The sequence below is a fragment of the Pseudomonas sp. Pseusp9 genome, from assembly GCF_059491265.1.
Genome location: NZ_CP168500.1, coordinates 5,658,187 through 5,678,372, shown reverse-complemented (window position 1 = coordinate 5,678,372; position 20,186 = coordinate 5,658,187). Strand labels below are relative to the sequence as shown.

Here is a 20,186-nt window from a genome sequence, read left to right as displayed (position 1 = left end):
CGACGTTGCGTTTTTCGCGAGCCGGCTCGCTCCTACAGGGATCGTTGGTGAATTCGAGGATTGGTTAAAAAATGACCACCGTTCTGTAGCCCAAGTCCCGCATGGCCTGTAGTCCCTTTCACTCAGGTTATCCACAGGCAGTTCCACAGGCATTGTGGGTAAAGCATCCACAGCTCAATGACAACCTGATGACTGCCAGACGCGCTGCGCGCTGTGGTGGAGGATGCCGTGGCGACGGGCCAGGGCCTGGCGGTCCTTGCTGTAGCCGCCGCCGATCACCCCGACCAGCGGAATATCGCGGCCCAGGCAATGGCGCATCACGCTTTCATCGCGGGCGGCGACGCCTTCGTCTGTCAGCTTCAGATAGCCCAGGGCGTCGTCCTTATGCACATCGACCCCGGCGTCGTACAGCACCAGATCCGGCTGGTAGAGCGGCAGCAGGTAGTTGAGTGCATCGTCCACCACCTTCAGGTAATCGGCATCGCCCATGCCGTTGGGCAGCGGAATGTCCCAATCACTTTCGGCCTTGCGTGCGGGAAAATTCTTTTCGCAGTGCAGGGAAACGGTCACCGCCTCAGGAGTGTTGTGCAGTATTCGTGCAGTCCCGTCGCCTTGGTGCACGTCGCAATCGAAGATCAGCACCCGATTCACCCGACCACTTTCCAGCAGGTAATGGCTGATCACCGCCAGGTCGTTGAAGATGCAGAACCCGGCGGGGTAGTCGTAGTGCGCATGGTGGGTGCCGCCAGCCAGGTGACAGGCCAGGCCATGTTCCAGCGCCTGCTCGGCCGCGAGCAACGAGCCACCGACCGCCCGCACCGTACGCCGGGCCAGGGCTTCGCTCCAGGGCAGGCCGAGGCGCCGCTGGTCTTCGCGGGACAACTCGCCACTCATGTAGCGTTCGATATACGAAGGGTCATGGGCGAGGGCGAGAATGTCTGCGGGGCACAGGTCCGGGCGCAGCAGGTCAACGTCGCGGGTCAGGCCGCTGTCCACCAGGTGATCGCGCAACAGGCGGAACTTGTCCATGGGGAAGCGGTGATCGGCCGGAAACTCGGGACTGTAGTCTTCGTGATAAATCAGCGGCAGTGGCATGGTCATTTCATGTAGGAATGAGAGAAGGATCCTACCAGCGTTGTAGACTGGCGACATTGAAATGGAGGGGCGGGGCACGATGGAGCCAATACTGGAACTTGAAAGCGCTCGGCTGCTGTTGCGCCAGTGGCGCGATGAAGATTTGGCGGACTTTGCCGCGATGTGTGCCGATCCGCAGGTGATGCGCTATTTCCCGGAAACCTTGAGCCGGTTGGAGAGTGCATCATTGATCGGGCGAATCCGTGGTCATTTCGCCGAGCATGGTTATGGTCTCTGGGCCTTGCAGCGAAAGGACTCCGGCCAGTTCATCGGGTTTACCGGGCTCAACGTTGTCGGCTTCGACGCGCCTTTCACACCCGCCACGGAAATCGGTTGGCGCCTGGCCCGCGAGCACTGGGGCCTCGGTTACGCCAGTGAAGCGGCATGGACCGCTCTGCGCTGCGGGTTCGACCGCTTGCCGCTGAAAGAGGTCGTGGCTTTCACCACGCAAACCAATCTGCCGTCAGAGAAAGTCATGCAGGCCATTGGCATGCAGCACGATCCGGCGGATGACTTCGATCACCCGCGACTTGAAGCCGATCATCCGCTGCGTAGGCATGTGCTGTATCGCATCAGCCGCGAACAATGGCTGCAAACCTTGCATGGATAACCTGACACGGACGTTTACAATGGCCCCATGTTGGCATTGGCCAGAATCTGAATTGACCGGCGCAGCCAAGACTGCGCGGCAATGTTTTGCGTGAGGAGAGTCTGAATGAGCCAAGTGTTGGAAGATCTGGTCGACCTGCTGACCCTGGAACCGATAGAAGAAAACCTGTTCCGTGGCCGCAGCCAGGACCTGGGCTTTCGTCAGCTGTTCGGCGGTCAGGTGCTCGGTCAGTCGCTGTCGGCGGCCAGTCAGACGGTTGAAGAGACGCGCCATGTGCATTCGATGCACGGCTATTTCCTGCGTCCGGGCGATGCCGGATTGCCGGTGGTGTATCAGGTTGACCGGGTACGCGACGGTGGCAGTTTCAGCACGCGCCGGGTGACGGCGATCCAGAAGGGCCACCCGATTTTCACCTGCAGTGCGTCGTTCCAGTACGACGAAAAGGGTTTCCAGCACCAGAGCGAAATGCCGCAAGTGGTCGGCCCGGAAAACCTGCCATCGGAGCTGGAAATCACCCAGCAGCGTGCGCACCTGATTCCCGAGAAAATGCGCGAAAAGCTGTTGTGCCCCAAGCCGATCGAATTCCGCCCGGTAACCGAAAAAGATCCCTACAACCCGCTGCCGTCTGACCCGGTCAAGTACGTCTGGTTCCGCGCCGACGGCGCCTTGGCCGATTCGCCGGCGCTGCATAAGTATCTGCTCGCGTATGCATCGGACTTCGGCTTGTTGACCACCTCGATGCAGCCCCACGGCAAATCGGTCTGGCACAAGGACATGCAGGTCGCCAGCCTCGATCACGCCTTGTGGTTCCACCAGGACCTGCGTGCCGATGACTGGCTGCTCTACGCGATGGACAGTCCGTGGGCCGGCAACTCGCGCGGGTTTTCCCGTGGCAGCGTGTTCAACCGCGCCGGGCAACTGGTGGCCTCGGTCACGCAGGAAGGCTTGATCCGTCACCGCAAGGATTGGGCGTGAGCCTGGCCGACGTGCGTCACTGGGTGTTCGACATGGACGGCACCCTGACCGTGGCCGTGCACGATTTCGCGGCGATTCGCGTCGCATTGGCGATTCCTGCCGAAGCCGACATCCTGACCCACCTCGCCGCCCTGCCGGCCGATGAAGCCGCGGCCAAGCATGCGTGGCTGCTGGAGCACGAACGGGACCTGGCCCTGGGTTCGAAACCGGCGCCGGGCGCGGTGGAGTTGGTGCGCGAGCTGGCCGGACGCGGTTATCGCCTGGGCATTCTCACGCGCAATGCCCGAGAGCTGGCGCATGTCACGCTGGAGGCCATTGGCCTGGCCGACTGCTTTGCGCTGGAGGATGTGCTGGGCCGCGATGATGCACCGCCCAAACCGCATCCGGGCGGGCTGCTCAAGCTGGCCGAAGCGTGGAAGGTGCCGGCCAGCGAGTTGGTGATGGTCGGTGACTACCGCTTCGACCTCGATTGTGGGCGAGCGGCGGGTGCACGCACGGTACTGGTGAATCTGCCGGATAATCCGTGGCCGGAATTGACCGATTGGCATGCGGCGGATTGTGTCGAGTTGCGGCAGATGCTTTCGGCTTGAGGGCTTTGTTGCCGGGTTAACCGCTTTCGCGAGCAGGCTCGCTCCCACATTTGCTCCCAGTGTCCATGAGATCCCTTGTGGGAGCGAGCCTGCTCGCGAAGGCGTCAGATAAGGCAGTGCAAATTTACTGCCCAAACAGTGCCTTCTGTCCCTCTGGCGAGGTAAACATCCCATCCCCGTTATGCCCGACCCCGGGCACTTCGATCAGTTGCTGATTCAGCCCCTTGGGTGCCAGTCGCTTCAGGTAGTCAAAGTAAAAGCGCCCGCGCGCCAATCGATAGGGTCCCTGCGCCCGCGCCTCACAGCTCTTGTCCAGTGCCGGATGATTCGGGTCGATGTCCTGCTGTCCCAGCAGGTAAACGATTTCACGCTTGAGGTAGTTTTCCTGCAACTGCGCGGCGCTTTGCCCTTCGGCGTAGGCCGGTAAATCCGTCAGCCCGTACTTCCAGCGATTGAACTCCGGGCAACCGGCGTGGCTGAACGCCACGGGCCGGCGCTCGTCGAAGTAAGCATAGGACGACGGATTGGCGATCACGTAGCGCACCTGCACACCAGCCGCATCGAGGCCGGCCTGCGCGTGACCGAGCACCGCATAGCGCTGAACCACCTGCGCGCCCCCGGAGTGCCCGGCGATGACGATTTGCTTCACTTCCGGAAACTGCTGACGGTCACCCAGGCGGGTGATGATTTCGTCGAGTGCCGCGTAGGAACTCAGCCGAAACGGCGCCGTTGATTCGCCGCCGGCCATCCATTCATTGCCTTGCCAGCGCAAAACCGTGTCGGCCACCGGGTGGACTGCAACGTCGGTTTCATTGAGAAACTGCGGGGCGATCACCAGTGTCGTTGCGCCTTGCCCGGCCAACTCGACTGCGTGCTCACCGCTCTGCAGATAGGTTTGCGCGTTGCGTAAGCGACCGTGGAGGATGATCAGCACCCGTTCGATTTTTGCCGGGGCGGGGCTGATGCCCACAGCTATTTCACCTGATTTCAACAGCAGACGCCCTGAACTGAGCTCCTTGACCCCTTGCTCGGCGGCCTGGGACGTTGCGCAAGTAAACAGAACAACCAACAACCATTTCTTCATTTACAGATTTTTCGTCGCAAAGGTATCGCACTGGCTTACCTGGCCTTGGGCGAAACCGGTTTTGAACCAGCGCACCCGTTGCGCCGACGTACCGTGGGTGAACGAGTCCGGGACCACGCGGCCCTGACCCTGTTGCTGCAAACGATCGTCACCGATGGCGTTCGCAGCGTTCAGTGCTTCTTCGATGTCGCCCGGTTCCAGCCAGTTCAGGCGCTTCTGCGCATTGTTGGCCCAGACGCCGGCCAGGCAATCGGCTTGCAGTTCCTGACGAACCAGCAAGCCGCCGTCGCCTTCCATCTGCCGGCCTTGTTGGCGTGCGGCCTGGATTTTTGCGGACACCCCAAGCAGGGTCTGCACATGGTGTCCGACTTCATGAGCGATCACATAGGCCTGGGCGAAGTCGCCCGCGGCGGAAAAGCGTTGGGACATTTCCTGGAAGAACGCCATGTCCAGGTAGACTTTCTGGTCCGCCGGGCAATAGAACGGACCGGTCGCCGAGGTGGCCAGGCCGCAGGCCGAATTCACCCGGTTGCTGAACAGCACCAGGGTGGGTTCTTTGTATTGGCGGCCGGCCTGCTGGAATATCGCGCCCCAGGTGTCCTCGGTATCGCCGAGGATCGAGCGCACGAATTCCGCGCCTTCATCATTGGCCGGCGGTGCCTTGCGGCTCTGGTTGGTGGCGGGTGCCGATTGCTGGCCCATTTGCCCGGTCAGTTGTCCGAGGATTTGCATTGGATCCTGGCCGGTGATCCAGCCGATGCCGACGATCAGGAGGATCGCCGTCAGGCTTAAGCCCTTGCCACCGCCGAAGCGCATCCCGCCGCCACCACCGCCGGTGTCATCGCCGCGGGCATCGACCACGTTGTCGCTGCGCCGGCCTTTTTTCCATAGCATGTGGGAATCCTCACTCTTCTGTTCCGGGGAAAGCTTCGTGCGATGAGTGTTGCTGCCAAGTGGGAGCGGCGCCAGTCCGGTCGTCCGTCTTTTTCCCGCGCACAGATTGATTCCCGGCAACCCGCGAAGGGCTGCCGAGAACGCTTCAGGCTTGTATTGAACACGGATAGCCCGTCGAATTCCGTCTGGTGACGGGTTTTTATCGTGAGAGCGATCGCCGGTCCTGCGGATTATTCGTCGAATGCATCCCACACTGGCGCAAAGTCCGGGCTGACCTGACGCTCGCGTTTGGACAGGCTGGCGATCAAGGCTCGGTCTTCGTCATCCAGTTGCACATCCAGCGCCGAAAGATTGGCCAGCTGATTGGCCTCGCTGCTGGCCTTGGGGATCGCGGCCACGTTGTGTTGATCGAGCAGCCATTTGAGCGCGACCTGGGTCGGCAGTACGCGGTGTTTAGCGGCGATCTGCTGGATGGCCGGAACCTGAGACACCTTGTTGCGTGCCAGTGGCGTGTAGGCCGTCAGCGCAAGATCGTGTTGGCGGGCGTAATTGAGCAGGGCGTTTTGTCCGAGCAGTACGTGGTACTCGACCTGGATCGCCGACAGCGGCGCTCCCAGTTCTTCGACGACTTTGCGCAACAAGGGCAGCGGAAAGTTCGCCACGCCAATGTTGCGCGCCAGGCCTTGTTCCTTGAACGACACCAGGGTGGCGATGGTGCGCGGCAAATCCCAGTCGGTGGCTGGCCAATGGAGCATGAACAGGTCGACGTATTCGCTGCGCAGGGCTTTGAGGCTGCGATCCATGGAGTGGCGCATGGCGTCGGGGTGCAGTTGGTCCCACCAGACTTTGGTCGTGACATGGATTTGCTCGCGGGGTGTCGGGCTGTTCGCCAGCGCCTGACCGACAGCGTCTTCGTTGTTGTAGGCCGCTGCCGTGTCGATGTGCCGGTAACCCAGGGCCAGAGCCTGCTCCACGGCACGGGTGCATTCCTCGCCGAGCATTGGCCAGGTGCCAAGGCCGAGTTTCGGCATGTTCAAACCCTGTGCGTTAACGATGTTCTGCATGGTCGATCTCCTTTTCATAAGCAGTGACGCCGGCGATATGGCGCGCGGCGATGTAGCCGAAGGTCAGTGCCGGGCCAAGATTGATGCCGCCAGCGGGGTAATGACCGCCCATGATGCTCGCCATGTCGCCGCCCGCCGCATACAGCCCGACGATGGGCTGCGCCGCGTCGTCCAGGACCTGGGCGTGTGGGTTGACCTTGAGCCCGGCGAAGGTGCCGAAGCAGCCCGGCTGGACCTTCACGGCATAGAACGGGCCTTGTTCGATCGGCGCGACGCATGGGTTGGGCTGTTGTAATGCGTCGCCCTGCTTGCGGTTGTACGGCGTGGAACCACGACCGAACTGTGGGTCCTCGCCGTTGCGCGCATGGCGGTTGTAGTCCGACACAGTGGTGCGCAAGCCGCTCGGGTCGATACCGCAGGCTGCAGCCAATTCCTCGAGCGTGTTGCCGCTTTTCAGATAGCCGCTGCGGATGAAGGGCGACAGCGGCACCGGAAATGGCCGAGAGATGCCCAGGCCATAACGACGCTGAAAGCCATGGGTGCAGATCAGCCACGACGCCACTTCTTCACCCTGTGGGGCGGCGGCGACCATGGCCGTTACGTAGTCGTAGTAACCGTTGGCTTCATTGACGAAGCGCTGGCCGTTGCTCAGCACACCGATGATGCCTGGTTTGCCACGCTCGATGATGTGTGGGAAATGTCCCGTGCTGCCGTCGCTGTGCGGCACTCGAGAAACCGGCGCCCAGGCGACGGCAGACGCCATGTCGGTATTCAGCCGCGCACCGGCACTTTCGCCCAGGCGCAGGCCATCGCCGCAAACGCCGAGGGGCGGCAAGGCCAGATGCTCATGTCCGGTCGGTGTGCGGGGGAACAGTGCCTTGCGGCGCTCGATGTCATTGGCGAAACCACCCGCCGCGAGCACTACGGCCTTGCGGGCATGGATGCGCACCGAGCCTTTGGCGGTGCTGACCACAGCACCTCGTACCTGATCGTGCTCGCGCAGCAATCGGGTCACGGGCGCGGATTCCCAGAGCAGCACGCCGAGGTCGTCTGCGGACTTTGCCAGGCGCGCCACCAATGCCACGCCGTTGACCAGTTGCATCGCCCGGCCATGTACGACCAGATCGAACAGGTGGCGGCTGAAGCGCCGCGTAACGTGCCAGGCCGCCGACAGTGAACGGGTCAGATTGAGGAATGCCGTGAGATCCGCCCCCGCCATGATCGGCATGCCCATGAACGAAGTTTCCCGCATGGTTTTGCGAAGACGCTTGAGCAGCTTGCCGACTTTTCGTGCGTCGTAAGGGGCGGCGATCACCGAGCGTCCACCGGTGCCTGCCCCGGGCGTGTCGCCATGAATGTCGGCAATGGCGTTGCCGTCGGCGAATTGCAGCGTGGTGTGCTGCTCGAAGAACGACACCATCTGCGGGCCGGCCTCCAGGAAAGCGTCGATCATCGCCGGATCAAAGCGCTCGCCCAGTTCGTGTTGCAGATAAGTGCGAGGCCGTTCAACGTCTTCGACGATGCCCGCGCGCCGGGCCAGCGGGTTGCAAGGCACCCAGGCCCAGCCGCCGGACCAGGCCGTGGCACCGCCGAACACGGGGTCCTTTTCTACCACAATGACTTTCAGCCCGTGCCACGCGGCGGTCACGGCCGCCGACAGCCCCGCCGCACCGGAACCAACGATCAACACATCGCAGTCGATGTCGGGAAGGAAGTGCGCTTGGGCAGGCATTGTTTGAACTCCGGTGTTTTGTTTTTTGGAATCTGATTCCATAAAATATAAGAATCAGATGAAGCCGGAACAGTCTTGAGGGTATAAAGCGGGCGGTTATCGAACAGTCAGTTCCAGATTTCGCATTCGATCGGATGTCTTCTAGAATCGAGAAAATTTTGTGTGGAAGTGACCATGGCCGGCAGTCAGATCGAACGTGTTTTCAGTGTGCTCGAAAGCCTCACCAGCGATCCCCGTGGCCTGCCGATGCAGACGCTGGCGGAGCAGCTGGATATCCCCAAGAGCGCGACCCATCGCCTGTTGGCCGAGCTGATCCGCCTCGGTTACGTGCGGCAGAATCCGGAGAATTTGCGCTATCACCTCTCCACCAAACTGGTGGCCATGGGCTTCCGCTACCTGTCGAGCAGCGGTGCCGATATCGTGCAACCGGTGCTTGACCGACTGGCTCAGGAAACCGGCGAACTGGTGCGCCTGGGCGTGATCGACGGCGAGCGTCAGACCTGGATCGCCAAATCCCAAGGTGCTCGCTCGGGCCTGCGTTACGACCCGGACATGGGCCGCGATGCGCCGTTGTTCTACACCGCCTCGGGGCATGCGTGGCTGGCGTGCATGAGCGATGCCGAAGCCTTGTCGCTGGTGGCGCGGCAGGACGCGCAGGTGCCGGACCATGTGGGGCCGAACGCGCCGCGCTCCAACATCGAATTGCTCGAACGCCTGCGTCTGGCGCGGGAGCAGGGCTACGCCTGCGTCGAGGAAAGCTCGGCGGTGGGGACTTCGGCCATTGCGGCGGTGGTGCGCCATCCCGCCGATGGGCGGGTGATCGGCGTGCTCAGCGTCGCCGGGCCGAGCGCGCGGATGCCGGGGGCGCGGCTGCATGAGCTGGCGCCGTTGTTGCTGGCGTACGCCGAGGAGTTGTCGGCGGCGAGCCTGGCGTCGGAGTTGTTCTGCTAAAGCCTCTGCAAATCCCTTGTGGGAGCGAGCCTGCTCGCGAATGCGGTGCGTCATGCAATCTGGATGGTGACTGACACGCCCTCTTCGGGAGCAGGCCAGCTCCCACATTTGGAACAGCGTTCAACTTAAGAAGCTGTGCGCTGTTCGAACACTTTCAGAAGTGGTCTGTGTAAGAATCTGGAACTCGGTTCTAAATTATTGGAGTTCATCGCTCCAATAACACTGACAAGAGGACCGCATCTTGAATTCACCCCTTCGCATCGCTTTGATCGGTGCTGGCAATATGGGCCAGCAGCATTACCGGCATCTGCAATCCATGACCGAAGCGACCTTGTGCGCCGTGGCCGATCCCGGACCGCAGGCGGCAAGTCTTGCAGCTGAATGGAATGTGGCTCATTTCGTCGATTATCGTCAGATGCTGGAGCAGGCGAAGCCGGACGCCGTCATCGTCGCCAACCCGAACACGCTGCACGTCAGCACGGCCCTCGATTGTCTCGCGGCCGGCGTGCCGGTATTGCTGGAAAAACCGGTGGGTGTGCACCTGGATGAAGCCCGGGAGTTGGTGGCTGCCTCGAAGGCGAGTGGTGTTCCAGTGTTGGTCGGCCATCATCGTCGCCACAATCCGCTGATCGTCCGCGCCCACGAACTTATCCACAGCGGTGCGTTGGGTCGGCTGACCACGGTCACGGCGCTCTGGCAGTTGCGCAAGCCCGACAGCTATTTCGAAACACCCTGGCGCCGCGAGGCGGGTGCGGGGATGTTGTTGACCAACCTGATCCACGATCTCGATCTGCTGCGGCACTTGTGCGGCGAGGTGCGTCAGGTTCAGGCCATTACCAGCAACGCCATACGCGGGTTTGCCAACGAAGACTGCGCGGCGGTGTTGCTGCAATTCGATAACGGTGCGCTGGGCAGCCTGACCGGCTCGGATGCGGTGGCCGCACCCTGGAGTTGGGAGCTGGATTCAGGAGAGAACCCGGTTTATCCGCGTCACGCCGATCAACCGTGTTACTTGTTGGCCGGAACGGGTGGGGCGCTGAGCATTCCGCAACTCAGGCACTGGCACTACACGCAAGCCGATGGCGGATGGCATCAACCGTTGCTGGCCACCCAGGAAAGCTTCAGTGCCGAAGAAGCCTTGCGCCTGCAGTTGCAGCACTTTGTGCGTGTAGCGCGTTGCGAAGTCGAGCCGCTGGTGAGCGCCGCCGATGCCGCGCGTACTTTGGCGCTGATCGAAGCCATCCGCGAAGCCGCCGAAACCGGTCGTGCCTGCACGCCATCCCTGGTCGAGGGCTGACCATGAACGAACGAGTCTTCTCCCTGGCCAGCCTGACTGTGCTGGAGCTGTCACCGCCCGACATGGTCGAGGTCGCCGCGCGGGCCGGTTACAGCCATGTCGGCTTGCGCCTGGTACCGGCGACCCCTGAGGAACACCATTTTGCCTTGGTGACCGACAACCAATTGCGGCGCCAAACCCTGGCGCGTCTGCGCGATACCGGTATCGGGGTGCTGGACGTCGAAATCCTGCGTCTCAAGCCGGAAACCGTTGTTGCCGACTTCGAGAAAATTCTGGAGGTGGGTGCCCAATTCGGTGCCAGTGAATTGCTGGTGGCCGGCAACGACCCTGACGAACAACGGCTGACGGAACATTTTGCCGAACTCTGTGATCTGGCGACACTCTATGGGCTGCACCCGCATCTGGAGTTCATGCCTTGGACCGATGCGCGCAATCTTCAACAAGCCGTGCGTATTGTAGAAAACGCCGGGCGGGAAAACGGCGGCGTGCTGGTGGACGCCTTCCACTTCGATCGCTCGGGTTCGCGGCTGGAAGATCTGGCCAAAGTTGCTCCCTCACGGTTACGGTATGCGCAGTTGTGTGATGTCGCAGGACTGCGGCCGACCGATATGGCGGAGATCTTGCGTCAGGCGCGTAACGAACGGCGTTTTCCCGGCGATGGCGATTGTGATTTGTCAGGGTTGCTGAGTTGTTTGCCAACTAACATTCCATTGAGCCTGGAGATTCCCACCGTGCAATTGCTGGAGCAGGGCGTGAGTGGGCTGGAGCGGGCGCAGATGGCGCTGGATAAAACCCGGGAATTGTTGGCGCGGCTGTAATCGGTGCTGCGCACATATCGCCTGTAGGAGCGAGCTTGCTCGCGATGGACGTGAGGGCGCCGTGTTTATCCAGGCGGCCATCATCATCGTTGACGACCATCGCGAGCAAGCTCGCTCCTACAAATCAAGGATGTAAAAAAGGAAACCCAATGACCGTCAGCACCCCGCTTTCCGGCGTCAATCAGCCCTTCAAAGGGATCTTGCTGATCGTTGTCGCCACCTTCCTGTTTTCCACCCACGACGCCTTTTCCAAATACCTCTCCGGGTTCTATCCCATTGTCATGGTGGTCTGGGCGCGCTATGTGGTTCACACCTTGCTGATGGCCGGGATATTCCTGCCGCAATCCGGGCTGCGGGTCCTGCGTACCAAACGGCCATTGCTTCAGGTGATCCGAGCGCTGTGCCTGCTGGGCACCAGTCTGTTTTTTACCACGGGGTTGATGTACATCCCGCTGGCCGAGGCCACGTCGGTCAACTTCCTGGCACCGGTACTGGTCACCGCTTTGTCGGTGCCGCTGCTGAAGGAGCGAGTGACGCGGGGGCAATGGCTGGCGGTGATTTGCGGTTTTATCGGGGTGCTGATCATCGTTCACCCGGGGGGTGATCTGTTCACCCCGGCGGTGTTGCTGCCGTTCTGCTCGGCATTGTTTTTCTGCTTCTATCAACTGCTGACGCGCAAGCTCAGCGAGATCGACAGCCCGACCACCAGCAATTTCTTCGCAGGCCTGTGCAACACGCTGGTGATGAGTGCGTTGGTGCCGTTCTTCTGGCAGACGCCGAACCTGATGCATGGTGCGATGATGGTGGCGCTGGGGACCTGCGGGATGACGGCACACCTGTTCCTGACCCAGGCGTTTCGTCTGGCTGCACCGGCACTGCTGGCGCCGTTCAGCTATTGCCAGATCATCTTTGCCGGCCTGCTGGGCTGGCTGCTGTTTTCCCACACGCCGACACTGACCACCGTGATCGGCATTGCCGTGATCTGTTGCAGCGGGCTGGCGGCAGCCTGGCAGCAAAGCCGGCGCTAGAAGGGTAACGATCAGAGACCTGTGGGAGCGAAGCCTGCTCGCGAAGACGGACTGTCATTCAACATTGATGTTGGCTGACGTACCGCTTTCGCGAGCAGGCTCGCTTGTATGTTTAGACTTGAAGGGGTGGGCGGGACTAAAAGCTCGATTCCGACTCTAGCCAGTACGGACCGTGGGAGACTTCTCGTTCCGCCCTTTCTACCTAAAGCGCCGATAAGGAATTCATCGGTTAATACCGACGATAGAGGCAAGCCAGCGCTACGGTAGACCCCGACAAGCACTTAAACCCTAGCTCCGAGGATTCGTCATGACAATCCTTACCTCGCCAACGGTGGTTGGTGTCGATGTGGCCAAGGCAGAAATCGTCGTTTACCGCGAAGATCTGAAAATCACTCAGTTCATCAACAACGATCGCACAGCTATTGGGCGCTGGCTCAAATCCCTGCCGGCGCAAAGCTCGATTGCCTTGGAAGCCACCAGTCTCTACCACCTGGATACCGCTGAACTGGCCCATGGCATGGGGCACCGAGTTTATGTTGTGGACCCTTATCGGGTGAGCCACTACCGCGAAAGCATTGGCCAGCGAGCAAAAACCGACCCCTGTGATGCGCGTTTGCTGGCACGTTACCTGACCAGTGAGCAGGATCGGCTTCGCATCTGGAATCCACCTCCGAAGCTCTACACCGTGTTGAAAAGCCTCCTCAACAAACGTGCAGAACTGATGAAAGCCCGGGTTAGCATCATGCTGAGTTGGTCGAGTGAGCCCCTTCTCAAAGACCTTCTGGCCCAAGAGCTGGAGCACTTCAAACAGACTGATCAGGCTATTCAGAAATTGCTGCGCAAAGCCAGCCAAGAGGCCGGGATCACCGAAAACATCAGGCGTTGTCAAGCGATTGAAGGGATTGGCGAACTCACGGCCACCGGTCTGGCAGCCACTTTTATGCGTGGTCAATTCGCCAGTGCCGATGCGTTTATTGCCTTTTTGGGAATGGACCTGAGGCCGAAGGACTCAGGAAAGAAGCACAGTCCGCGCCACTTGAGCAAAAAAGGCGATGGGGAGCTGCGGCGTCTTGCGCACAATGCAGCAATGGCGGCTTGCCGGTCTCCCGTCTGGAAACCGCTCTATGAGTCTTACTTGGCAAGAGGCCTGGCCAGAACTCAGGCTCTGGTCATCCTCGCCCGCAAGCTCTGTCGGGTGGCATTCGCCCTCATGAAAAATCAGAGCGAATACCAGCCAAATTTAAGGCTGCAGGGTTCCCCTGCAACATAGAATCTCCCACAGGGACTGATGACTTCTTTAGTCAGTGACGGTCGGAATCTTGCGCGGTGCCATGAAGTACAGCCAGGTCAGCGCGATGAAGTACATCGCCGGAATCAGGGTGAACAGCACCGTGTAATTGTTGTTGGTGACGGTCAGGATATGGCCGACCAACTGGGTCATGAACATCCCGCCAATCGCCGCACACATGCCGCCGAAGCCGAATACCGTGCTCATCATGTGCTTGGGCGTGTAGTCCATCACCAGGCTCCAGATGTTTGCAGTCCAGGCCTGGTGCGCGCCGATGGCCAGGGAGATGGCGAATACGGCGACCCACAAATTGCTGGAGCCGGCGGCCATGATCACGCCGATGATGCAGCAGGCGAACAGCAGCATCGACATCAGCCGCGCCTTGATCGGGTTGACCCCGCGACCGATCAGGAACGAGGAGAGGATGCCGCCGCCAACGCTGCCGAAGTCGGCAGTGAGGTAGATGATGATCAGCGGAATGCCCATCTGGGTCACGTTGATACCCAGGTTGTATTGCTGATTGAGGAACGGCGGCAGCCAGTACAGGTAGAACCAGAACACTGGTGCGGTAATCGAGTAGGCGAGGGCGAAGGCCCAAGTGCCGCGCATGCGCAGGATTTTCGAGAACGGCACGCGGGCTTGTTCCGGCTCGACTTCTTTCTGGATGTAGTCCAGCTCCGATTGTTTGACGCTCGGATGCTCTTCCGGGTTGAAGTACTTCAAGCCCCAGAACAGCAGCCAGATCCCGCCCAGTGCCGACATGCACAGGAACGCGGCCTGCCAGCCCCAGGCGTGGAGGATCAGCGGCAGCAGCATCGGGGTGAACATCGCACCGACGTTGGTCCCTGCGTTGAAAATCCCGGTGGCCACGGCGCGCTCGCCGGCCGGGAACCACAGACGGGTGGTTTTCACGCAGGCCGGGTAGTTGGCAGCTTCCGTCAGGCCGAGGATGAAGCGACAGACCATGAAGCCGGCCGCCGAAGTGGCCAGGCCGTGGGCGCCGGTCGCCAGGCTCCAGAGCAGCACGGCGCAGAAGAACACGCGCTTCACGCCGACCCGGTCGATCAGCCGGCCCTGCAGCACGAAACCGATGGCGTAACCCACCTGGAACCAGAAGTTGATGTTGGCGTAATCCATCGCCGTCCAGCTCATTTCCTTGGCCAGGATAGGCTGCATCACGCCGAGTGCGGCGCGGTCGATGTAGTTCAGGGTGGTGGCGAAAAACACCAGCGCCAGCATGCCCCAACGGGTTTTGCCGACCGCCATGGCGCCGCGGATTTTGTCGCCGATGCCACCGGCAGTGACGTTCATGGCCGGAGCCATGCGTGAGCTTTGGGAAGGAATCATGTGTACCACCCGTTTTTTGAATTTGTTATTTGGTGTTCTGGACATCGCGGCCGGTGCTGCGTGTCCGGACTTAATGTGAGGACGATGTTGGGCATTGGACAAAAAATCGTCAATTCGCCAACCACCATTTTGTTCGATAATCGAACACAAAACTAACTGGGTAGTACACTTTAAATTGCTCAATGCATCGGCCGGCTCAATAATTCCCACACTCTTTTAAAAGCGGCGCAAATTCCCTGTAGCCGAAGCCTCCACCGGGAGTCGAAATATGCAGCGTTCCATTGCCACCGTATCCTTGAGCGGTACCCTGCCGGAAAAACTCGAAGCCATTGCCGCCGCCGGATTCGACGGCGTCGAGATTTTCGAGAACGACCTTCTCTATTTCGACGGCAGTCCACGGGAAATCAAACAGATGTGTGCCGATCTCGGAATCGCCATCACCCTGTTTCAACCCTTCCGTGATTTCGAAGGCTGTCGGCGTGATCGGCTGTCGCGCAACCTGGAACGCGCCGAGCGCAAGTTCGACCTGATGCAGGAACTGGGCACCGACCTGGTGCTGGTGTGCAGCAACGCCTCGGTCGAGTCCGTCGGTGATGAACAGATTCTGGTCGATGATTTGCGACTGCTGGCCGAGCGCGCCGGGGCTCGCGGCCTGCGCATTGGTTACGAAGCATTGGCCTGGGGCCGGCATGTGAACACCTGGCAACAGGTGTGGAACATCGTGCGTCAGGCCGATCACCCAAGCCTTGGCGTGTTGCTGGACAGCTTTCACACCTTGTCGCTCAAGGGCGATCCCAGTGCTATCGCCGAGATCCCCGGCGACAAGATCTTCTTTGTGCAAATGGCCGACGCGCCGATCCTGGCCATGGACGTGCTGGAGTGGAGCCGGCATTTTCGCTGCTTCCCGGGCCAAGGGGAATTCGACTTGCCGGGGTTCCTCGCGCCGATCATCAAGAGCGGGTACACCGGGCCGTTGTCGCTGGAAATCTTCAACGATGGCTTCCGCGCCGCGCCACCACGCGCCAACGCCGCCGACGGTTTGCGCTCGTTGTTGTACCTGGAAGAAAAAACCCGCGAGCGTCTGGGGCAGCAAGCCACGCCTGCGGCCAACCCCGAAATTCTGTTCGAGACACCCAAGGCCAGCGAGTACAACGGCATCGAGTTTCTCGAGTTCGCCGTGGACGAAAGCCTTGGTGCCAAGCTCTCCCATTGGCTGGAGCGACTGGGTTTCGTCAAGGCCGGGCAGCATCGCTCCAAGAGCGTCAGCCTGTTGCGTCAGGGTGATATCAATCTGATCCTGAACTCGGAACCGTACTCTTTCGGCCACAGCTTTTTCGAAGCCCACGGCCCTTCGTTGTGCGCGACCGCTGTGCGGGTCAAGGACAGCGCGAGCGCATTGGCCCGTGCCGTGGCCTACAAGGGCCAGCCCTATCGCGGGCTGGTCGGCCCCAATGAATTGGAGCTGGCGGCGGTGCGTGCGCCGGATGGCAGCCTGATCTATCTGGTGGATCAGCACGCCGATGTCTATGGCACTGACTTCAATCTGTACCCGCAGGCGCCGGTCAACGGCGGTCTCAAACGCATCGACCACATGGCGATGGCGTTGCCGGCCGACAGCCTCGACAGCTGGGTGCTGTTCTACAAGAGCCTGCTGGATTTCGAGGCGGACGATGAGGTCGTGTTGCCGGATCCTTATGGCCTGGTGAAGAGCCGCGCCTTGCGCAGTCGCGACAGTTCGATTCGTCTGCCGCTGAACATTTCCGAAAACCGCAATACTGCGATCTCACACGCGCTGTCGAGTTATCGTGGTTCCGGTGTGCATCACATCGCGTTTGATTGTGATGACATCTTTGCCCAGGTCCGCCGTGCGAAAGAGGCGGGCGTGCCGCTGCTGGATATCCCGCTCAACTACTACGATGACCTGGCGGCGCGGTTCGACTTCGACGACGAGTTCCTCAGCGAACTGGCCTACTACAACGTGTTGTACGACCGCGACGCCCAGGGCGGTGAACTGTTTCATGTGTACACCGAACCGTTCGAGGGGCGATTCTTCTTTGAGATCATCCAGCGCAAAAACGGTTATGCCGGCTACGGCGCGGCCAACGTGGCGGTGCGGCTGGCGGCCATGGCCAAATCCCGGAGCGGCGCATTGCGTCAGGCGAAGTTGTAGGAAATTCGTAATCGCGGGATTAAACGTGGGCTGTGCGGCTTCCTTCACCGTGCCGCGCGGCCCATAATCGCCAGCCTGTGCAGTGATGGCCGTGAGCCCGCAATGACAATGAATTCAGAACTCCCCGCAGCCCCCGTCGAACCAGGCGCCGAGCCGCGCAAGAGTCGCAAGAACAACCCGGAAAAGACCCGCGAAAACATCCTGCAGGAGGCGATAGTCGAGTTCGTCCAGCAGGGGCTTTCCGGTGCTCGCGTCGATGCCATCGCCGAGCGCATCCACACCTCAAAGCGCATGATCTATTACTACTTCGGCAGTAAGGAGCAGCTCTACGTCGAGGTGCTGGAGAAACTCTACGGCGATATCCGCAGCACTGAAAATCGCCTGCACCTTGCAGAGCTGGCGCCGGTCGAGGCGATTCGGCGGCTGGTGGAGTTCACTTTCGATCACCATGACCGCAACGTCGATTTCGTGCGCATCGTCAGCATCGAGAACATTCACAACGCCGAGTACGTGAAGCGCTCCGATGCGATCAAGGCGATGAACAACACGATCCTCGATTCACTGGGCGAGATTCTGAGTCGCGGCGCCGAGCAAGGGCTGTTCCGTGCCGGTCTTGATCCGCTGGATGTGCACCTGCTGATCAGTTCGTTCTGCTTCTATCGCGTCTCGAACCGCCACACCTTTGGTGAGATTTTTCAGATCGATCTGCCGGATGAACGCATCAAGCAGCGTCATCGGGAGATGATTTGCGAGTCGGTATTGCGCTACCTGCAGGCCTGACCTGTGGCGAGGGGCAAGCCCCCTCGCCATATTTGCCCACGAAGCTTTTCAGTCATTCATGCTCTGGAAATGCTCAAGCATTCGCTGGGCATCCGGCACCACTCCGCAGAACAATTCGAACGCCTTCACCGCCTGAAACACGGCCATGTTGCCGCCGTCCAGCGTCCGGCAACCGAGGGCGCGGGCGTTGCGCAGCAGTTCGGTTTCCAACGGGAAGTAAACGATTTCCGCCACCCACAGTTCGGCTCGAAGCAACTCGACCGGCACCGGCATGCCCGGCAGTTTTTTCATGCCCATCGGCGTGGTGTTTACCAGGCCGTCAGCCTGGGTCAGGGCGCTCGGCAGGTCATACCCGGCTATCGCCCGACCGACGCCGAAATGCTGATTGAGGTTGTCGGCCAGATCCTGGGCGCGGCGGATGTCCACGTCAAAAATGCTCAGCCGTTGTACGCCTTCGCTCAACAAGGCGTGAGCCACCGCTGCGCCGGCACCGCCGGCGCCCATCTGTACGACACGTTCAACGGCAACGTCCTTCAAGCCTCGGCGAAACCCTTCGGCGAACCCCAGGCAATCGGTGTTATGACCGATGCGTTTGCCGCCCTTCAGCACTACGGTGTTCACCGCGCCGATGCTGCGGGCCTCCGGTGACAATTCGTCGAGCAACGGGATAATTGCCTGCTTGCACGGAAACGTGATGTTCAAACCGGTGAAGTTCATGCGCTCGGCAGCCATCAGCAAGTCGGGCAGGGCGTTGCTGTCGAGTTTCAACGAGTCGAGGTCAATCAGGCGATAGAGGTAACGCATTCCCTGGGCATCGCCTTCGTGCTCGTGCAAGGCCGGTGTGCGGGAGGCCTGGATGCCGGCGCCAATCAGCCCGGCCAGTACTACGTTGTTCTGAGTCACGGCGATCACCCCTTCAAACGATGACTGAAGTGTTCCAGCGCCAGGCGATAGCCGTGACTGCCAAAACCGGCCATCACCGCAGTCGCAATGGCGGAGACGAACGAGTGGTGGCGGAAGGCCTCGCGGGCATGCACGTTGGACAGGTGGACTTCGATGACTGGCAGCTCGCTTGCGACCAGGGCATCGCGGATGGCAACCGAGGTGTGGGTCCACGCGGCAGGATTGATGACGATCCCGGCGCAGCGACCGCGGGCTGCGTGAATCCAGTCGAGCAATTCGCCTTCGTGGTTGGTCTGGCGAAACTCCACTGCCAGGCCGAACTCCTCGGCGGCGCGCCCGCACAGGGCCGAAATGTCTGCCAGGGTTTCGTGGCCGTATGTCGACGGTTCACGGGTGCCGAGCAGGTTCAGGTTCGGGCCGTTGAGCACCAGAACGATAGGGGACATCGCAATCTCTCCACTTATTGTTTTTGGAAGCGACCGAGGTTCTCGGCCTGTGGAGATAAATTGTACTAACTAGTTAATACGGTCAATTGCGGAGAAGGCAGGCTGGCGGTTTGTGGGCGATGATCGGACACTTTCGCTGTTCAGCGCGGCAGATGCTCCACCAGAAAATCAATGAACGCCCGCAAGCGCAGCGGAACATGACGGCTTTGCGGGTATAGCAGAGTGAATGGCCGCGAGCGTCCGTCATACGGCTTGAGCACTTCCACCAGCGAGCCGTCGGCCAGTTCCTTTTCAACGATAAAGCGATAGGTCTGAAACAACCCCGCCCCGTGTTTGGCCAGGGTCACGCCGCCCAGTACATCGTCGGAGCAACTGAGGTTGCCTTCGGCCAGAATCTCTCGAGGCATACCACCATCGTTGAACAGCCAGGCAATGCGTCGGCCACTGCTGGGCAATTCGTACTGAATGCATTCGTGGTTTTCGAGATCGTCGAGGGTTTGCGGAGTGCCGGCCCGTTTCAGGTAATCAGGGCTGGCGATCATCACCAGGGCGGCATCTTCCAGCGGCCGGGCGATCAGGCCCGAATCCGGGATGGCTCGCACACGAATCGCCATGTCGTAGCCTTCGCCGACGAAATCGATGTTGCGATTGCTGATGTGCGACTCGACCTTCACCGCCGGATAACGCGCGCGAAATTCGGGCAGCAGCGGCAGGATTCGATGATGCGCGTAGGTGGTCGGAATACTGATGCGCAAAGTACCGGACGGCACTTGCTGCTGGCCCATCACCTCACGCTGGGCCTCGACCAGTTGTGCCAGGGCCTGGCGGCACTCCTCGTAATAGCGGCGACCGCTGTCGGTCAGCTTCACACTACGCGTGGTGCGCGCGAACAGGCGCACACCCAGGCGTTCTTCCATGCGCGACACCGAACGGCTCACGGCAGCGGGCGTGACGCCTGCCACCAGCGCCGCGGCAGTAAAACTGCCGGCCTCTGCGGCCAGGCAAAACAGTTCAATGCTGCCCAACTGAAGATCGTCGAATTGTCGCTGCATGATTGATTACACCGGGGATCAGA

The 20,186-nt window shown here is 60.7% G+C and carries 19 protein-coding genes; 10 read left to right on the top strand and 9 right to left on the bottom strand.

Annotated elements, in window-relative coordinates:
* Nucleotides 1-174: 174 nt before the first annotated feature.
* Nucleotides 175-1,095 (bottom strand): histone deacetylase family protein, encoded by a 921-nt coding sequence (locus tag ACEN8E_RS25860; RefSeq protein WP_057400532.1) that lies wholly within the window; start codon nucleotides 1,093-1,095, stop codon nucleotides 175-177.
* A gap of 79 nt (nucleotides 1,096-1,174) precedes the next feature.
* Between ACEN8E_RS25860 and ACEN8E_RS25855 the strand changes: the two genes are divergently transcribed.
* From ACEN8E_RS25855 to ACEN8E_RS25845, 3 genes are all read left to right on the top strand, one after another.
* Nucleotides 1,175-1,744 carry a GNAT family N-acetyltransferase gene (locus ACEN8E_RS25855; protein WP_495590380.1) on the top strand — a complete coding sequence of 190 codons (570 nt, stop codon included), beginning with the start codon at nucleotides 1,175-1,177 and terminating at the stop codon, nucleotides 1,742-1,744.
* Nucleotides 1,745-1,849: 105 nt separating this feature from the next.
* On the top strand, nucleotides 1,850-2,719 hold the full coding sequence (gene tesB / locus ACEN8E_RS25850) for an acyl-CoA thioesterase II (RefSeq protein WP_495590379.1): 870 nt from the start codon (nucleotides 1,850-1,852) through the stop codon (nucleotides 2,717-2,719).
* Complete coding sequence (locus tag ACEN8E_RS25845) at nucleotides 2,716-3,309, top strand: HAD family hydrolase (RefSeq protein WP_008022597.1); 594 nt, start codon at nucleotides 2,716-2,718, stop codon at nucleotides 3,307-3,309. The genes tesB and ACEN8E_RS25845 overlap by 4 nt, the downstream gene beginning before the upstream one ends.
* 124 nt (nucleotides 3,310-3,433) lie before the next feature.
* On the opposite strand, the gene ACEN8E_RS25840 is transcribed toward ACEN8E_RS25845, so the two are convergent.
* The 4 genes from ACEN8E_RS25840 to ACEN8E_RS25825 form a co-directional block, all read right to left on the bottom strand.
* Nucleotides 3,434-4,393, bottom strand: coding sequence for an alpha/beta fold hydrolase (locus tag ACEN8E_RS25840; RefSeq protein ID WP_495590378.1), 960 nt, complete (start codon nucleotides 4,391-4,393; stop codon nucleotides 3,434-3,436).
* Complete coding sequence (gene ypfJ / locus ACEN8E_RS25835) at nucleotides 4,394-5,287, bottom strand: KPN_02809 family neutral zinc metallopeptidase (RefSeq protein ID WP_495590377.1); 894 nt, start codon at nucleotides 5,285-5,287, stop codon at nucleotides 4,394-4,396.
* Nucleotides 5,288-5,517: 230 nt separating this feature from the next.
* Nucleotides 5,518-6,351, bottom strand: a complete 834-nt coding sequence (locus ACEN8E_RS25830) for an aldo/keto reductase (protein ID WP_495590376.1) — start codon at nucleotides 6,349-6,351, stop codon at nucleotides 5,518-5,520.
* Entirely contained in the window at nucleotides 6,335-8,083 is a 1,749-nt protein-coding gene (locus ACEN8E_RS25825; protein WP_495590375.1) for an FAD-dependent oxidoreductase, read from the bottom strand. The genes ACEN8E_RS25830 and ACEN8E_RS25825 overlap by 17 nt, the downstream gene beginning before the upstream one ends.
* A 174-nt stretch (nucleotides 8,084-8,257) precedes the next feature.
* On the opposite strand from ACEN8E_RS25825, the gene ACEN8E_RS25820 reads away from it, so the two are divergent.
* From ACEN8E_RS25820 to ACEN8E_RS25800, 5 genes are all read left to right on the top strand, one after another.
* Nucleotides 8,258-9,034, top strand: a complete 777-nt coding sequence (locus tag ACEN8E_RS25820) for an IclR family transcriptional regulator (protein ID WP_495590374.1) — start codon at nucleotides 8,258-8,260, stop codon at nucleotides 9,032-9,034.
* 241 nt (nucleotides 9,035-9,275) lie between these two features.
* Nucleotides 9,276-10,331 carry a Gfo/Idh/MocA family protein gene (locus tag ACEN8E_RS25815; RefSeq protein ID WP_495590373.1) on the top strand — a complete coding sequence of 352 codons (1,056 nt, stop codon included), beginning with the start codon at nucleotides 9,276-9,278 and terminating at the stop codon, nucleotides 10,329-10,331.
* A 2-nt stretch (nucleotides 10,332-10,333) separates the two neighbouring features.
* Nucleotides 10,334-11,149: a sugar phosphate isomerase/epimerase family protein gene (locus tag ACEN8E_RS25810; protein WP_495590372.1), complete on the top strand. Its 816-nt coding sequence runs from the start codon at nucleotides 10,334-10,336 to the stop codon at nucleotides 11,147-11,149.
* A gap of 149 nt (nucleotides 11,150-11,298) precedes the next feature.
* On the top strand, nucleotides 11,299-12,177 hold the full coding sequence (locus ACEN8E_RS25805; protein WP_413703983.1) for a DMT family transporter: 879 nt from the start codon (nucleotides 11,299-11,301) through the stop codon (nucleotides 12,175-12,177).
* 307 nt (nucleotides 12,178-12,484) lie between these two features.
* Nucleotides 12,485-13,447: an IS110 family transposase gene (locus ACEN8E_RS25800; protein ID WP_495589505.1), complete on the top strand. Its 963-nt coding sequence runs from the start codon at nucleotides 12,485-12,487 to the stop codon at nucleotides 13,445-13,447.
* Nucleotides 13,448-13,474: 27 nt separating this feature from the next.
* Here the strand turns inward: ACEN8E_RS25800 and ACEN8E_RS25795 are convergent, their stop codons facing one another.
* Nucleotides 13,475-14,812, bottom strand: coding sequence for an MFS transporter (locus ACEN8E_RS25795; RefSeq protein WP_495590371.1), 1,338 nt, complete (start codon nucleotides 14,810-14,812; stop codon nucleotides 13,475-13,477).
* A gap of 268 nt (nucleotides 14,813-15,080) precedes the next feature.
* Here ACEN8E_RS25795 and quiC point away from each other — a divergent pair, with 268 nt between their 5' ends.
* Together quiC and ACEN8E_RS25785 are read left to right on the top strand one after the other, a co-directional pair.
* Complete coding sequence (quiC, locus tag ACEN8E_RS25790) at nucleotides 15,081-16,982, top strand: 3-dehydroshikimate dehydratase QuiC (protein WP_495590370.1); 1,902 nt, start codon at nucleotides 15,081-15,083, stop codon at nucleotides 16,980-16,982.
* Between the two features lie 102 nt (nucleotides 16,983-17,084).
* Complete coding sequence (locus ACEN8E_RS25785) at nucleotides 17,085-17,762, top strand: TetR/AcrR family transcriptional regulator (protein WP_495590369.1); 678 nt, start codon at nucleotides 17,085-17,087, stop codon at nucleotides 17,760-17,762.
* 48 nt (nucleotides 17,763-17,810) lie between these two features.
* Here ACEN8E_RS25785 and ACEN8E_RS25780 read toward each other — a convergent pair whose 3' ends face one another.
* From ACEN8E_RS25780 to ACEN8E_RS25770, 3 genes are all read right to left on the bottom strand, one after another.
* On the bottom strand, nucleotides 17,811-18,665 hold the full coding sequence (locus tag ACEN8E_RS25780; protein ID WP_495590368.1) for a shikimate dehydrogenase: 855 nt from the start codon (nucleotides 18,663-18,665) through the stop codon (nucleotides 17,811-17,813).
* A gap of 5 nt (nucleotides 18,666-18,670) precedes the next feature.
* Nucleotides 18,671-19,111, bottom strand: a complete 441-nt coding sequence (aroQ, locus tag ACEN8E_RS25775; protein ID WP_495590367.1) for a type II 3-dehydroquinate dehydratase — start codon at nucleotides 19,109-19,111, stop codon at nucleotides 18,671-18,673.
* A gap of 140 nt (nucleotides 19,112-19,251) precedes the next feature.
* A complete protein-coding gene (locus tag ACEN8E_RS25770; RefSeq protein ID WP_495590366.1) occupies nucleotides 19,252-20,163 on the bottom strand; it encodes a LysR family transcriptional regulator in 912 nt (303 codons plus the stop codon).
* Between the last annotated feature and the right edge of the window lie 23 nt (nucleotides 20,164-20,186).